The sequence below is a fragment of the Pseudonocardia sp. DR1-2 genome (assembly GCF_023717215.1).
In the GTDB taxonomy this organism is placed as follows: Bacteria; Actinomycetota; Actinomycetes; order Mycobacteriales; family Pseudonocardiaceae; genus Pseudonocardia; species Pseudonocardia alni.
The window spans coordinates 260447-275074 of record NZ_JAMQOF010000002.1; the positions used below are offsets into that span (position 1 = coordinate 260447).

The 14628-nt window shown below is 74.5% G+C and carries 14 protein-coding genes and 2 tRNA genes; 5 read left to right on the plus strand and 11 right to left on the minus strand.

The genetic code is table 11. The annotated features are described in order from the left end of the window. Window positions 1–101 precede the first annotated feature (101 nt). Window positions 102–1526 (minus strand): serine/threonine protein kinase, encoded by a 1425-nt coding sequence (locus ND486_RS06000; protein WP_251783188.1) that lies wholly within the window; start codon window positions 1524–1526, stop codon window positions 102–104. Between the two features lie 65 nt (window positions 1527–1591). After that, window positions 1592–2452, minus strand: a complete 861-nt coding sequence (locus ND486_RS06005) for an endonuclease/exonuclease/phosphatase family protein (protein ID WP_251783189.1) — start codon at window positions 2450–2452, stop codon at window positions 1592–1594. 144 nt (window positions 2453–2596) lie between these two features. On the opposite strand from ND486_RS06005, the gene ND486_RS06010 reads away from it, so the two are divergent. Continuing rightward, window positions 2597–2773 carry a CsbD family protein gene (locus ND486_RS06010; RefSeq protein ID WP_208818640.1) on the plus strand — a complete coding sequence of 59 codons (177 nt, stop codon included), beginning with the start codon at window positions 2597–2599 and terminating at the stop codon, window positions 2771–2773. Here ND486_RS06010 and ND486_RS06015 read toward each other — a convergent pair. After that, a complete protein-coding gene (locus ND486_RS06015; protein WP_308215813.1) occupies window positions 2760–3215 on the minus strand; it encodes a MerR family transcriptional regulator in 456 nt (151 codons plus the stop codon). The two genes, ND486_RS06010 and ND486_RS06015, sit on opposite strands and share 14 nt — an antisense overlap. A gap of 58 nt (window positions 3216–3273) precedes the next feature. On the opposite strand from ND486_RS06015, the gene ND486_RS06020 reads away from it, so the two are divergent. Further along, window positions 3274–4221 carry an alpha/beta fold hydrolase gene (locus ND486_RS06020; RefSeq protein WP_251783191.1) on the plus strand — a complete coding sequence of 316 codons (948 nt, stop codon included), beginning with the start codon at window positions 3274–3276 and terminating at the stop codon, window positions 4219–4221. A gap of 76 nt (window positions 4222–4297) precedes the next feature. Here the strand turns inward: ND486_RS06020 and ND486_RS06025 are convergent, their stop codons facing one another. From ND486_RS06025 to ND486_RS06050, 6 genes are all read right to left on the minus strand, one after another. Further along, complete coding sequence (locus ND486_RS06025) at window positions 4298–5224, minus strand: zinc-binding dehydrogenase (RefSeq protein ID WP_251783192.1); 927 nt, start codon at window positions 5222–5224, stop codon at window positions 4298–4300. 75 nt (window positions 5225–5299) lie between these two features. Continuing rightward, complete coding sequence (locus ND486_RS06030) at window positions 5300–5680, minus strand: MerR family transcriptional regulator (protein WP_251783193.1); 381 nt, start codon at window positions 5678–5680, stop codon at window positions 5300–5302. A gap of 164 nt (window positions 5681–5844) precedes the next feature. After that, window positions 5845–5917 (minus strand) — tRNA-Arg (locus ND486_RS06035). Window positions 5918–5986: 69 nt separating this feature from the next. After that, window positions 5987–6076 (minus strand) — tRNA-Ser (locus tag ND486_RS06040). Between the two features lie 99 nt (window positions 6077–6175). After that, on the minus strand, window positions 6176–8182 hold the full coding sequence (locus ND486_RS06045) for an acetoacetate--CoA ligase (RefSeq protein WP_251783194.1): 2007 nt from the start codon (window positions 8180–8182) through the stop codon (window positions 6176–6178). Window positions 8183–8273: 91 nt separating this feature from the next. Then, window positions 8274–9320: an aldo/keto reductase gene (locus ND486_RS06050; RefSeq protein ID WP_251783195.1), complete on the minus strand. Its 1047-nt coding sequence runs from the start codon at window positions 9318–9320 to the stop codon at window positions 8274–8276. An 89-nt stretch (window positions 9321–9409) separates the two neighbouring features. Here ND486_RS06050 and ND486_RS06055 point away from each other — a divergent pair, with 89 nt between their 5' ends. Beyond that, window positions 9410–10027 carry a TetR/AcrR family transcriptional regulator gene (locus ND486_RS06055; RefSeq protein WP_208818645.1) on the plus strand — a complete coding sequence of 206 codons (618 nt, stop codon included), beginning with the start codon at window positions 9410–9412 and terminating at the stop codon, window positions 10025–10027. On the opposite strand, the gene ND486_RS06060 is transcribed toward ND486_RS06055, so the two are convergent. Next, window positions 9999–10700 carry a dienelactone hydrolase family protein gene (locus ND486_RS06060; protein ID WP_208818646.1) on the minus strand — a complete coding sequence of 234 codons (702 nt, stop codon included), beginning with the start codon at window positions 10698–10700 and terminating at the stop codon, window positions 9999–10001. The two genes, ND486_RS06055 and ND486_RS06060, sit on opposite strands and share 29 nt — an antisense overlap. A 59-nt stretch (window positions 10701–10759) precedes the next feature. On the opposite strand from ND486_RS06060, the gene hisC reads away from it, so the two are divergent. Further along, window positions 10760–11812, plus strand: coding sequence for a histidinol-phosphate transaminase (gene hisC / locus ND486_RS06065; RefSeq protein ID WP_251783196.1), 1053 nt, complete (start codon window positions 10760–10762; stop codon window positions 11810–11812). 9 nt (window positions 11813–11821) lie between these two features. On the opposite strand, the gene ND486_RS06070 is transcribed toward hisC, so the two are convergent. Then, window positions 11822–12496 (minus strand): response regulator transcription factor, encoded by a 675-nt coding sequence (locus ND486_RS06070; RefSeq protein WP_218899298.1) that lies wholly within the window; start codon window positions 12494–12496, stop codon window positions 11822–11824. A 475-nt stretch (window positions 12497–12971) separates the two neighbouring features. Here ND486_RS06070 and ND486_RS29590 point away from each other — a divergent pair, with 475 nt between their 5' ends. Beyond that, window positions 12972–14618 carry a glycoside hydrolase family 16 protein gene (locus ND486_RS29590; protein ID WP_251783197.1) on the plus strand — a complete coding sequence of 549 codons (1647 nt, stop codon included), beginning with the start codon at window positions 12972–12974 and terminating at the stop codon, window positions 14616–14618. Window positions 14619–14628: the final 10 nt, after the last annotated feature.

Below are 14628 nucleotides of genomic sequence, written 5' to 3' on the forward strand. Positions count from 1 at the left end.
AGGTCCCGTCGGGGGTGCGCGGGGTGAGCGCGAAGCATGACCGCTCCGGGGCACATCGGTGTTTCCGCCGGTGAACTCCGGGTCACGACCCGGCACGCGGGTCAGCAGGGCCGCGGACCCGCCGATCCGACCGGGCCGGTGACCGGGCGCAGGTAGGCGTCGCCGCCGGCCCGGGCCAGCGCCGCGCAGGCGTCGCCTCGGTCGGCGAACGGTCCCAGGTAGGAGACGTAGATCGGGTTGCCCGCGTCGGTCCGGGACCGGAAGGGGACGCAGCTGCCGTCGGCGAGCAGGTAGTTCGCGCCGGGGTGGGCGCGCAGGTGCTCGGACACGTCCTCGCGGTAGCGCGCGGGGTCGACGGCCGCGCCGACGACGACCAGGTCCGCCGGCGCCGCGCAGGACACCGGTGCGAGCGGACGGCCGAGGCCCAGGTCGGCGGCGGGCAGGGTGGTCGTGGCCTCGGCGGGCTGCACCGGTCCGGTCGTCGCCGTCGCACCCTGCCCGGCGGGCGGCGCGCCGGACGGAACGGTCAGCAGCGCCCAGGTCGCGCCGAGCGCGACCACCGCCCCCGCAAGGCAGGCGCCGACCAGGACCGGCAACCGCCGCCCGCCGCCACGGGGCGCGACATCGGTCCCGGGGAGGACGGGGGCGGTCGCCCGGAGGGTCGGGTCCGGCACGGGACGGTCCCCGGCGAGGGCGTCGACCGCGGCCGCGAGTGCACCGGCGGTCGGGAACCGGTCGGCGGGGTCCTTCGCCATCCCGCGGGCGACGACGTCGTCCCAGCCGGGGGCGAGGCCGGGCCGGCGCCCGGTCACCCGGGGCGGCGGGGCCATCAGGTGCGCGGTGAGCACGGCGGCCGGGTCCGCCTCCGGGAACGGCGTGCGCCCGGTCAGCATCTCGACGAGCACGCAGGTCAGGGAGTAGACGTCGGCACGCCCGTCGACCGGCGTGCGGCCCGCGAGCCGCTCCGGGGCGAGGTAGGCGAGCGTGCCGACGGTGGCGCCGGTCTCGGTGAGCGCGGTGTCCGGGTTCGGGCCGACCGCGCGGGCGATGCCGAAGTCGGTGAGTGCGGTGAAGTCGTCCCGGTCCTCGACGACGAGCAGGTTCGCCGGTTTGACGTCCCGGTGCACCAGGCCCGCGGCGTGCGCGGCGTCGAGGGCGTGCGCGGCCTGGCGGACGATCCGGGCGGCCCGGCGGGGCTCCAGCGGTGCGCGCCGGGCGAGGACACGGGCCAGGTCCTCGCCGTCGACCAGGCGCATCGAGAGGTAGAGCCGGCCGTCGACCTCACCGAACCCGTGGACCGGCACGACGTGTGGGTCGCGCAGCTCGAACGCCGCGCGGGCCTCCCGCCGGAACCGCTCCACGACGACCGGGTCCCCGGCGAGACGGGCGGGCAGCACCTTCAGCGCGACCTCGCCGCCGTGTCGACGGTCGTGGGCCCGCAGCACGACCCCCATCCCCCCGGCCCCGAGCCGTCCCCGGATCTCGAAGTCGCCCAGCACCGCACCGACGGCCAGGTCCTCGTCCATGACCCCACCCCTCCCGCGTCGTGTGACCGTTCTACCGGCCGGCGGGGCCCCGTCGATCCGCAGCGCTACGCAGATCCGGCCTCGGGGCGCACCGTGACCAGCAGCGCCGGATGGTCGGTGGTGCCGCCCAGGTCGATCACCCGGGTCCGTGCCGCGGCCGCCGCGGGGATGACGACGACGTGCTGGACCCCGTCGTCGGCGGCCGGTGCCGACCCCGGGGGCAGACAGGACCGCAGGTCGGGGTCCTCGGCCGCCCCCAGGTTGAGGTCGGCCCCCACGACGACCGGTCCGGCGTGAGCGCGGGACCGCAGGCCCGCGACGACGGTGTCGAACAGGTACCCGCACTGGGCACGGGTGACGGCGCGGTCGGTGTAAGCCAGGTGCGAGGTGCAGACCCCGAGCGGGCCACCCGCGGTCGTCGTGTCCAGGCAGAGCCAGGCACGCTCCTCGGGGTCACGCGGGTCCTGCGCCGGGTGGATCCCGGCGCTCGCGACGCTCGACGGGGCACGCGAGACCACGCCGATGCCGTACTCGTCACCGTTCGCGCAGCGGTACGGCGCGCCGGTGTCGCGCTCGCGGGCAGGCTGGAACGCCGAGGACGTCGACGACCCCGGCGCGGCCCCGGCGAGCGCCCGCTCGATCCGCTCGACGCCCGCGCGGCACACCTCGTTGAGGGTGACCGCGTCCGGCACCTCGGTCCGCACGAGATCGGCCGCGGCCTCGACGGCTCGCCCGGTGTAGCAACCCGCGATCCCGCTGTCGCACAGGTTCATCTGGACGACCGTCAACTCCGGGGTGTCCGGCGGGCCGGGCGACGCGGGAGCCGCGGCCCCGGGCGCGCAGGCGACCAGGAGCGGGAGCGCACCGGCGACGCCCGTCATCCGCAGGCGACGGGACCACGCGGCGGGGGAACGGCGACCGGGCACTCCTGCATGATCCGCCTGAACCGGACGAACCGCATACGGACCCGCCGTTTCCCGCGCCCGCGGCGTGGTACCCGGACCCACGCCGTGCGCGACACCCCCGCGGTGGCGCAGGACAGCGGTGACCAACGAGCCGAGGAGACACCCATGGCAGCGGACGACAAGGTCGCGAACAAGACCGAGGAGCTCACGGGCAAGGCCAAGGAGACCGTCGGCAAGGCGACCGACGACGAGAAGCTCGAGGCCGAGGGCAAGGGCGACCAGGCCAAGGGCAACCTCAAGCAGGCCGGCGAGAAGGTCAAGGACGCCTTCACGAAGGACTGACCGCGCTCCTGCCCGGCCCCGGCCACCCCGGCCGGGGCCGAGGTGTATCCGGTCCGGGCCCGTCGACCGGCTCCGGGATCGTCGCGGCGTATGCCGAGCAGTCCTCGCACCGGGTGAGCAGGTCGTGCGTGCAGTCGACGACGTGCCCGAGGAATATCTCCGCCTCCGCCAGCCGGGCGCGCTGCTCCCGGATACGGCGCAGCCTCTCCTCGATGACCCGGGCGCGTTCCGCGTCGCCACGGTGGAGCACGAGCCGGATCTCCGCAAGGCTCATCCCGACACCCCGGCACGCCTGCACCACGCGGAGGCGACGGACATGCTCGTCGGTGTACTCGCGATGACCCGACGCGGCGCGATCGGGAACGACGACCCCCTCGTCGTTCCAGTGCCGCAGGACGTGCGGATCGACGCCGACCCGCCGGGCGGCCTCGCCGATCCTCACCGTCCCACGTCCTTCCCGGCGTTGACCTCAGGTCGACCTGAAGTTCTAGCGTCGCCCCATGCTGACACACGAGCCGCTGCTGCCCGACCCGATCCCGGTCGACGTCGGCGGGACCTGCGTCGCCACCCGGGTCGTGGAGCCCGCGGGGCCGGTCCGGGGAGACGTCGTCCTGTGCCACGGCACGCCGTGGTCCTCGCAGGTCTGGGGCCGCGTCGCCCGGGAGCTGGGCCGCGACCATCGCGTGTTCCTCTGGGACATGCCGGGCTACGGGGACTCGGAGAAGGGTCCGGCGGTCGCGACGGACCTCCGCTCGCAGATGGCGCGACTGGCCTCCCTCCTCCGTACCTGGGGTCTCCACCATCCGCACGTGGTCGCACACGACATCGGCGGCGCGGTCGCGCTGGGAGCGCACCTGCTGCACGGGGCGGACTACGCCGACCTGTTCCTCTGGGACGTCGTCACGCTCGACCCGTGGGGTTCGCCCTTCTTCCGGCTGGTCGCCGGGAACACCGACGTGTTCGCCCGGCTCCCCCCGGACCTGCACGCCGCACTGGTGACGGGGTACATCACCGGCGCGCTCTCGCGGGAGCTGCCGGACCGGGACGTCGACGCACTCGTGTCCCCGTGGACGGCTCCCGGCGGGCAGGCCGCCTTCTACCTCCAGATCGCCGCACTGAGCTCCGCCGACACCCGCGCGGTGGCGGAGAGGCTGGGCGCCACGCGCTGCCCGACACGCATCGGCTGGGGCCGCGCCGACCCCTGGATCCCCCTGGGCCAGGCCTACGAACTCCGGTCCAGGCTTCCCGGCGACCCCGATGTCGTCGTGCTCGACGACGTGGGGCACCTGACGCCCTACGAGAACCCCGTCGCCGTGGCCGCGGCGCTGCGGGCCTGGCTGACCGGCGCCGCGGACCGGCCCCGCGCCGGGCGGGTCCGCCGGCCGGGAGCGACCTCGGCGGACGCGACGGCGATCGACGTGTGCGCCCGAGGGGGATCGCACCCCTGACCTGCCGCTCCGTGGCCGGCGCGTGGCGCAGGTCCGGAATCCCCGATGCCGGTCGTTCCCCACCGGAGGCCGGCGCTCAGCCGGTCAGGTCGAGGACCGTCTTGCCCGTCGCGTGGCCGTTCTCCACGCCCGCCAGAGCCTGCGCCGCCTCGTCGAGGGTGTGGACGGCGGTGATGTTCGGGTCGAGGACCCCCTGCACCATCAGGTCCGCCACCCGCTCCAGGGTGGGGCGGTCGGTGTGCCGCTCGACCACGGCGCCTCCGATCTCGACCACCGTGGGGTCTCCGACCGAGACCACCGTCGTCGCCGCGGCGGCCAGCGGTGCCACGGCGCGCAGCGAGGCCCCGCCGACGAGGTCGACGATGCCGTCGAATCCGTCGGGCGCGAACGCGCGCAGGTCGGCCTCGGCCGTCGGACCGGTGTAGTCGACGAAGGCTGCGCCGGTGGCGGTGACGGTCGCCCGCTTGGCTCCACCGGCGGTGCCGACGACGCGGAGTCCGCGGGCACGGGCGAGCTGGGCGGTGGCGATACCGACGCCGCCGCCGATCCCGTTGACGAGCAGACGCGCGCCGGGCGGGAGGCCGAGCTGGTCGATCACGTCGAGTGCCGTGGTCCCCGCGACGGGGATGGTGGCCGCCCACCGGTCGGACAGCCCGTCGGGGGTGCGGGCCGTGGCGGATCCGAGGAGGACGGTCGTGCGGGCGTAGGTCCCCGCCCCGGTGAGCGCGAACCCGAACACGCGGTCGCCCACCTCCAGCCCCCGGACCCCGGACCCGACGGCGGTGACCACGCCCGCCGCCTCCATGCCGAGGACCTGCGGGAACGGCACAGCGCCGTTCAGGGCGGGCAGGAGTCCGGCGCGCAGCACGTGGTCGAGGGGGTTGACCCCGGCGACGCCGACGGCGACGGCGACCTCGTGGGCGGCCGGGACGGGGGCGGGACGGGCGAGGAACTCCTGGACCTCGGGCCCCCCGAAGGTGCGGTACCCGTATGCGTTGATCACGGTCCCGACGCTAGGACCTGACATCGGTGTCAGGTGCCAGCGATCGTGACCCGGGTCACCGCGGTGGGTGGACGTTCAGGCGGTGCGTCGTGGCGACGCGAGGGCGGCCCGGTGCTCGGAGTTGCAGGCGATGAGGCCGTCCAGGGCGTCGCGTGCGGTCGCCAGCGTCGCCATCGCGACACTGAGCCGGTCCCGCTCACGGCACATCGTCGCGTAGGCCTCGTCGGCGGTCTGCGGACCCGGCGTGTCCACGCACGGCAGCAGGCTCGCGATGGTGCGGCTCGACAGCCCCGCCGCGAACAGCGTGCGCAGCAGCTCGACCCGCTCGGACTCGTGGAGGGAGTACAGGCGCTGACCGCCGGTACTGCGGGTGGAGGTCAGAAGGCCCTGCTGCTCGTAGTACCGCAGCATCCGGACGCTGACGCCGGTGCGTTCCGCCAGCTCGCCGATCTTCATCTGCTCGTCGACCTCCCCGGGCCACGGGGCCCGGCCACCATCATGGCCGAGGCCCGGCCGGTCGTGGGGCGGAGCGGGCAGGGCGCACGGGCCCGGATCGACCCCAGGGCCGGGAAAGGAAGCGGCCCTGACCATCACCGCTGGTCAGGGCCGATCTCGATGTGTGCGCCCGAAGGGATTCGAACCCCTAACCTTCTGATCCGTAGTCAGATGCTCTATCCGTTGAGCTACGGGCGCGTTGCTGTCTCCAGCGTAGCAATCTTCAGTTGTCGGCCGGCGACCGGTGTACCCACCGCCGTGCCGGTGCGGAGGCTCCGGGATTTGAACCCGGGATGGGGGGTTACCCCAAACCGCATTAGCAGTGCGGCGCCATAGACCAGACTAGGCGAAGCCTCCCCGGTGCCTGACGGCCACCAGCGAGCGCAACACTACACGGGCGTTCCGGCCGTCCGGAACCGGGGTCCCCCTGGCCGGAGGACCCCGATCCGGCGCAGGTCAGGCCCCTGCGAGGGCCACGAACGGGGTCAGCGCGTCGGGATTCTGGAGGGCGCCGGCCGACACCGCCTTCTCCGGTGCGGTGCCGGAGAGGATCTTCTTCACCGGCACCTCGCACTTCTTGCCGTTCAGGGTGCGCGGCACCGCGTCGACGACGACGAACCGGTCCGGCACGTGCCGCGGCGAGAGCTCCTTGCGCAGCAGCGAGCGCAGGGTCGGCTCGACGTCGTCGAGCGCGACACCCTCGTCGAGGACGAGGAAGCAGAGCAGGGCCCCCTCCTCGCGCTCACCGAGCGCGGTCGTGTCGATCACCAGGGAGTCCGCGACCCCGTCGACGTTCTCGACGACGGCGTAGAAGTCGGCGGTGCCCATCCGGACCCCACCACGGTTGAGCGTGGAGTCCGAGCGGCCGTAGATGACGTAGGAGCCGCGCGGGGTGCGGCGGACCCAGTCGCCGTGCCGCCAGTTGCCGGGGAAGTCCTCGTAGTAGGACTCGCGCAGGCGGGTGCCGTCCGGGTCGTTCCAGAACATGACCGGCATCGACGGGGTCGGCGTGGTGATGATCAGCTCGCCGACGTCGTCGAGCAGGTCGGTGCCGTCCTCGGCCCAGGAACGGACGTCGGCGCCGAGCGCCGCGCAGGACAGCTCACCCAGCCACACCGGCACCGTGGGGGCGCTGGTGAGGAAGGCCGCGCAGACGTCGGTGCCGCCGGAGACCGAGCAGATCTGGATGTGCGACCCGGCGGCCTCGCCGATCCAGCGGAACCCGTCGACCGACAGCGGCGCGCCGGTGGAGCCGAGCGCGCGCATCGCGGAGAGGTCGTGGTCGTCGCCGGGGCGCAGGCCGGCCTTCATGCAGGACTGCACGTAGGGCGCGGAGACCCCGAACAGCGACACCCGGTGCCGCGCGGCGAGCGCCCACAGCGCGCCGAGGTCGGGGTGGCCGGGGCTGCCGTCGAACATCACGATGGTCGCGCCCACGAGCAGGCCGCCGACCAGGAAGTTCCACATCATCCAGCCGGTGGTGGTGAACCAGAAGAACCGCTCCCCCGGCCCGAGCCCGTGCTGGAGACGCATCGCCTTCAGGTGCTCCACGACGATGCCGCCGTGGCCGTGCACGATGCCCTTGGGCAGGCCGGTGGTGCCCGAGGAGTAGAGCACCCACAGGGGGTGGTCGAACGGGACGGGCGTGAACTCCAGCGGGCCGGGCTCGGCGGTGAACCCGGCCCAGGTCGTCGTGCCGTCGAGGGTCGCGTCGGGGTCGAGGTAGGGCACGAGGACGGTCGCACGCAGCGTCGGCAGCTGTCGCTGCAGGTCGGCGACCTTGTCGCGGATGTCGAAGCCCTTGCCGTTGTAGCGGTACCCGTCGACGGCGACGAGCACGGCGGGCTCGATCTGGGCGAAGCGGTCGTGCACGGCGCGGGCGCCGAAGTCCGGCGAGCAGGACGACCAGATCGCGCCGAGGCTCGCCGCCGCCAGGAACGCGACCAGGGTCTCGACGGAGTTCGGGGCGAGCGCGACGACCCGGTCCCCCTGTCCGACGCCGGCCCGGACGAGCCCGGCGCGGGCGCGGGCGACCTGGTCGCGCAGCTCGGCGTGGGTGACGGTGCGCTCCAGGCCGTCCTCGCGGACGAACTCGACGGCGATGTCGTCGTCGGCGCGGCCCGGGCCGGGGGTCAGGGCGTGCTCGGCGTAGTTGAGGGTCGCGCCCGGGAACCACTGCGCGCCGGGCATGTCACGGGAGCCGACTGTGGCCGTGGGGCGGTCGTGGAACAGCACGCCGGAGTACTCGGCGACGGCCGACCAGAAGCCCTCCAGGTCGGTCACCGACCAGGTGTGCAGCTGCGCGTAGTCGGTGACGTCGGACAGCGGGGCGCCCCGCTCGTCACGCGCCCAGGTCGCGAACCGGACGATCTCGGTGTCCGCCACCCGGTCCGGGTCCGGGCTCCACAGGAGCTCGGGGGTGTCCGGATCGGTGACGGTCTGCGGCGACGACACGGGCGGCATGCCCCGAGCATCCCCGACGGCCCCGGCCGCGCACCAGTGGCCGGACCCCACTCCGGCCCGCCGAGACAGGGTGCCCGTCACAGGGGGGCGGTCAGGCCGGGGCGCCGACGAGCGGCGGCGCGAGCCGAGCGAAGGCCTCCTGCCGCTCGTACGGGAAGTAGGGGTACGGCGCAGGACGGTGCGAGGCCGCGTCCAGCCGGGCGACCTGGTCGTCGTCCAGGCGCCAGCCGACCGCGCCGAGGTTGTCCTCCAGCTGCGCCAGGTCGCGGGCGCCGACGATGACCGAGCTGACGGTCGGGCGGGTCGTGAGCCAGTTCAGCGCGATCTGCGGCACCGTGCGGCCGGTCTCGGCGGCGATCGCGTCGAGCACGTCGACGACGTCGAACAGCAGGTCGTCGGGGACGGGCGGGCCCGCCTCGGCGGTGGTGTGCAGCCGGCTGCCCGCGGGCAGCGGGGCGCCCCGCCGGACCCGGCCGGTGAGCCGTCCCCAGCCCAGCGGGCTCCAGACCAGGGCGCCGACGCCCTCCTCGTGGCCCAGCGGCATGAGGTCCCACTCGTAGTCGCGGCCGACCAGCGAGTAGTACACCTGGTGCGCGACGGGCCGCGGCCACCCGTGCCGGTCGGCCAGGTCCAGGGTCCGCACCAGCCGTCGCCCGGGGTGGTTGGAGACGCCGGTGTAGCGCACCTTGCCCGACCGGACGAGCACGTCCAGCGTCGCGAGCACCTCCTCGGGCGGGGTGCCCGCGTCGTAGGCGTGCAGCTGGAACAGGTCGATCCGGTCGGTGCCGAGCCGGCGCAGGGCGTCCTCGACGGCGCGGACCAGGTGGAGGCGCCCGGTGCCCGCGTCGTTCGGGCCGGGGCCGGTCGGCAGGCCGGCCTTGGTCGAGATCAGGACCTCGTCGCGGCGCTGCCGCAGCGCCGCTCCGAGGACCTCCTCCGACCCGCCGTCGGAGTAGACGTCGGCGGTGTCGAACAGGGTCACCCCCGCGTCGAGGCACCGGTCCACCATCCGGCGCGCTCCGGCGACGTCGACCGACCCCCACGCGCCGAACAGCTCGCCGCGCCCGGCGAACGTGCCCGCGCCGAAGCTCAGGACCGGGACCTGCAACCCGCTGCGACCCAACCGTCGGTACTCCATGCCCATCCTCCTCTAAAGGAACTGTGGTTCCGTTAGAACGTAGCACGCCAAACGGGACTCCGGTTCCGTCACGGGTTAGGGTGGGCGCCGTGGCACCGGAGATGAGCAGGCCGGGCGGCCGGACCGCGCGGGTCCGGTCCGCCGTGCTGGCCGCCGCGGGCGACGCCCTGATCGAGCTCGGGCTGCCGGGCCTGGACCTCGCCGAACTCGCGCGCCGGGCGGGTGTCGGCAAGACGACGGTCTACCGCCGCTGGGGCAGCGTGCCCGCGGTGCTGGAGGACCTGGTCACCGACATGATCGAGACCTCCGCCCCGCGCGCCGACACCGGCTCGCTCGACGGCGACCTGCTCGCCAACGCCGAGCTGGTCCGATCCACACTGGCCGACCCGCGACAGGGGCCGCTGCTCACCGCGCTGGTCTGCGCCGCCGTCGACGACGCCGGGACCGCACGCGCGCTGCGCGGCTTCTACGACGCCCGGACCGCCGTCTGGGAGCCGTGCGTCACCGACGCCGTGGCCCGCGGCGAGCTACCGGCGGGCACCGACCCGGCCGGCGTCGTCCGCGCGGTCTCCGCCCCGCTCTACCACCAGCTCCTCACACGCGGGACGCGTCCGGACACCGCGGACGCCCACCGTGCGGCCGCGGCGACCGCGGCCGCCGCGCGCGCCGGGGTCTTCGTCAGCGCAGGTGCGCGTCGAACCAGTTGAGGACCCGCTGCCAGGCCTCGGCGGCCGAGTCCGGGTCGTCGTCGAAGCGGTAGCCGGTGCTCGGGTAGATCACGACGTCGGTCGCCTTCCCGGAGGACGCCGCGGCGTCGCGCAGGCGGGCGACGGCGTCGGTGTCGGACGCCTCCGAGTAGATGCCCAGCCAGGGGCAGGTCAGCTCGGGTGCGGTCTCGACCAGGGCGGGCAGGCTGGACCACGGGGACGACTCGATCCCGCCACCCGCGACCGTGATCGCCGCGCCGAGGGTGCGGTTGGCCGCGACGTGCAGCGCCACCGTGCCCCCGAGGTCGAACCCGAGCACGCCCATCCGGTCGGCCTCGATGCCGACGTCGCCCAGCCAGCCGAACGCGGTGTCGCAGTCGTCCATGACCTGGCGCGGCTCGAGGCTGCCGACGTGCTCGGCGACCGCGGCCTCGGAGCCGTCGGCGAGGTCGCCGCCCGCGCCGGCGTCGCGGTAGAGGTGCGGGGCGACGGCGAGCCAGCCGTCCGCGGCGAGGCCGGTGACGAGCAGCCGGATGGAGTCGGTGACCCCCCGGGCCTCCTGCAGGACGACGACACCGCCGCGGACCGGACCGTCGGGTTCGGCCACGGTCAGGCGCAGCTCGCCCCCGTCGGTCAGCGGCACGCCCTCGGTCCGGACAGCGGTCGTCGTCATGACGTCACTCAACCAGAGCACGGGCCCGGGTTCGACCCCCGGCGGATACCGTTGCCGTCATGACGCTGATCCGTCCCGATCTGGACACCCTGCCCGCCTACGTGCCGGGTCGCACCGTCCCCGGGGCGATCAAGCTCGCGAGCAACGAGGTCGCCGCGCCGCCCGCTCCCGCGGTGCTGGAGGCCATCGCCCGCGCCGCGGCAGGTGGCAACCGGTATCCGGACCTCGGCGTCGTCGAGCTGACCGGACGCATCGCGGACCTGTACGCCCTGGAGCCCGAGCGGGTCGCGGTCGGCTGCGGGTCGGTGACGCTGTGCCAGCAGCTCGTGCAGATCGGCTGCCTGGGCCCCGGTGACGAGGTGCTGTTCGCCTGGCGCTCGTTCGAGGCGTACCCGATCGTGACCCGGATCGGCGGGGCGGAGATCCGCACCGTGCCGCTGGACGCCGACTTCCGGCACGACCTCGTCGCGATGGCCGCCGCGGTCACCGAGCGGACCCGGGTGGTGTTCGTGTGCAGCCCGAACAACCCGACCGGCCCGGCCGTGCACCGCGACGAGTTCGCCCGCTTCCTGGACGCCGTGCCGTCGGACGTGCTGGTGGTGCTCGACGAGGCCTACGCCGAGTACGTCACCGACCCCGACGCCGTCAGCGGCCGGCCGCTGCTCGACGCCCACCCGAACCTGGTCGTGCTGCGCACCTTCTCCAAGGCCTACCGGCTGGCGGGACTGCGGGTCGGCTACGCCCTGACCTCCGAGGAGGTCGCGACCGCGCTGCGCAAGGTGGCGCCGCCGTTCGGGGTCAGCTCGGTCGCCCAGGCGGGTGCCGTCGCCGCGCTGGAGCACCGGGAGGAGATCCTCGCCGACTGCGCCGCCGTCGTCGCGGAGCGGGACCGGGTGGCCGCCGGGCTGCGCGGGTCCGGGTTCACCGTGCCGGAGACCCAGGCGAACTTCGTGTGGCTGCCGCTCGGGGACCGGGCCACGGCGTTCGCGACGCACTGCGGCGAGCGGAAGGTGATCGTGCGTCCGTTCGCCACCGACGGGGTGCGGGTCACCGTGTCCACGCCGGAGGAGAACGACCTGCTGCTCGACGTCGCGTCGTCCTTCGGATCCTGAGAGCCCGGCTCAGCCGTCCAGCTGGTAGCCCAGCCCCCGAATGGTCCTGATCCGCTCGGGACCGATCTTGCGCCGCAGGTAGGACACGTAGACCTGCACCAGGTTGGCCGACACCGGTTCGGTCCAGGCGCGGCGGCCCAGGTCGTCGAGCGCGACCGGCTCGCCCGCCTGCTCGGCCAGCGCGAGCAGCAGCGCGTACTCGGTCGGGGACAGCGCGACCCGGCGGCCGTCGACGAACACCTGGCCGGCGTCGACGTCGACGGACAGGCCGCCGTGCCCGAGCACCGTCGGCGCGGGCAGCCCCGCGGCGGCACGCAGCCGGAGCCGGATCCGGGACGCGAGCTCGTCCGGGACGAACGGCCGGATCAGGAAGTCGTCGCGGTCGCCGCGCAGCATGCCGATCACCCCGGCCCGCCGTTCGCGCGGCACGACGGTGATCACCGGGGTCGGCGGGGACTCGGACTGCACGGCTCCGAGCAGCACCGACGGCTCCGGGCCCGGCAGCTCCATGTCGAGCACGAGCAGGTCGGCGCCGCGGGAGCGCAGGGTGTCCAGCAACTCGATGCCGTCGGCGACGACGACGAGGTCCACGCCTTCGGCGGCGAGGTCCTGGCGCAGCCCGCGGCCGAGCGAGGCGGTGCCCGCCGACGGCGGCAGGGCCAGCAGCACGCTGAGCGCACGCATCTCGGCACGGGGCGCGGGGATCGGGAGGGACGGCGAGACGGGGGGAGCGTGATCGTTCACAGATCCTGCGGAGGTCGGGGAGCGGGGAGCTCGTGAGGTCGTGCGGGGAGCACCGGGGAGGCACGGTCACTGTTCCTCGACCGGCAGCCCGTCACAATCGGCTAACGGTGCGACGTACCGTGACCGCTTAGCCTGAACGGGTGACCCTGAGAGTCCCATTGCTCTGTTCGGCCCAGCATTACTGCCGAAATGGCGGGATCTTGCTCTTCGGCGCTCTCCGTCGACCTGTCGGCGCGAAGACGCAACCACCCTTCTCAGCGAGGGTGTTCACACTCGGTCACTCTACCTAGAGTCCCTCCTCATGCGACGGAAGAGTTCCGCTGCGGCTGATCAGGTCGACCCCCGCGACCTGATCGCGCGACTCGCCGCCGAGCACAGCTCCCCCTCTGTGCCGTCTCCCCGGGGCAGGCATGCCGTGTCCTCCGCCCCGGCGGACGACACGGCCCGATCCGCCGTACCCGCGGCCACCCTGCTCGAGGACCGGGTGAGCGCCTCCGGGCGGCACCGCGTCCTCGACGCCGGGTACGACGACGCCGACCCCGACGACACCGGTGCCGCCGTCACGGCGGACTCCCCCACCGGTGCCACGACGGCGGACGCCGGGCGGATCACCTGGGCCGACACGGCCGACCCCGGCCCGTGGGCGCCGGGCGGCCACGCGACCGGCAGCGGCTCCCGCGCCGTCACCGGCACCGGGGCGCACGCCGCCGCGGGGGACACCGCGGCCGCCGGGGACGAGACCGTCGCCGGGGGCACCGCGGTGACCGGGACGGGCGCGCACGCCGCGCCCACCACCCGGACCCCGGGCCGTCGCGCGCGGCGGTCCGCGCCGTCGTCGGCGGCCGGGCTGTCCGGTGTGGAGCTGTTCGGCGGGTCGTCGGGGACCGGGGAGCCCGCGTCCCCGCAGGCCGAGGTGCCCGCACCGCGCACCGAGGTCACCGGCGGGGCCATCGCCGGCCTGCACGAACCCGAGGTGTCGGGGACGGGCTCGGTCGTCGCGATCGACCGGTCACGACCCGCCCGCTCCCGTGTCCGCCGGTTCGCCCCGCTGGGCGTCGGCGCCGCCGCGGTGCTCGCCGCGACGATGGTGCTGACGCTGCTGCAGCCCGGCACCGAGGACCCGTCGCTGTCCGCGGCGATGGTGAACGACTCGTCGCGCCGGTCGGCGTCGGACACCGCGTTGTCCGCCGGCCCGGTGCTGGCCAACGGGGGCGGCTCCGCACTCGGCGATGCCGCGCAGGGCGCGTCCGGCCAGATCGGCCAGGCCCTGGCCGCGCAGGAGGCCGCCGAGCGGCGCGCCGAACAGCGCCGCCGCGAGGCTGCCGAGCGGGCACGGGCCGCCGCGAACTCCGGTGGTTCCGGGAGCTCCGGGAACTCGGGCGGAGCCCCCGCCGCCGGTCCGGTCGGTGGCGCCGTCCAGGTCGCCGGCGACGGCATCCAGGCCGCGCTGAAGATGGGCTGGCAGGCCATCGGCGGCGACGAGTTCCTCGGCAACACCCTCGGCAGCAACTGGTCGCCCTACAACGGCGAGGGCCACGACGGCCAGGGCCGCCGCACCTCCGACGCGATCTCGGTGGAGAACGGCAACCTCGTCATCCGCGGCGACTCGCAGGGCAACACCGGCGGCATGGCCTGGGGCACCTCCCAGAAGTACGGCAAGTGGGAGATGCGCGCCCAGTTCCCCAAGGGCGACAAGCAGTACCACCCGGTGCTGCTGCTGTGGCCGAGCGAGGTGTCCTGGCCGGAGGGCGGCGAGATCGACTTCGCCGAGACCACCAGCGCCAGCGACGACGTGTCCTTCTTCCTGCACTACGGCAGCTCGAACTCGCAGAAGGACGCCAAGAAGCAGCTCGACATCACCCAGTGGCACAACTACGCCGTGGAGTGGACCCCGGACGCGATCGTCGGCTACGTCGACGGCGTCGAGTGGTTCCGCTCCGAGGACCCGAGCACGTTCCCCCCGGGTCCGATGCACGCCACGATCCAGCTCGACTACTTCCCCGACGGCGGCTCGCCGGAGCCGTCGGAGATGCGGGTCGCCTGGATGCGTCAGTACAAGTAGCACTCCGCAC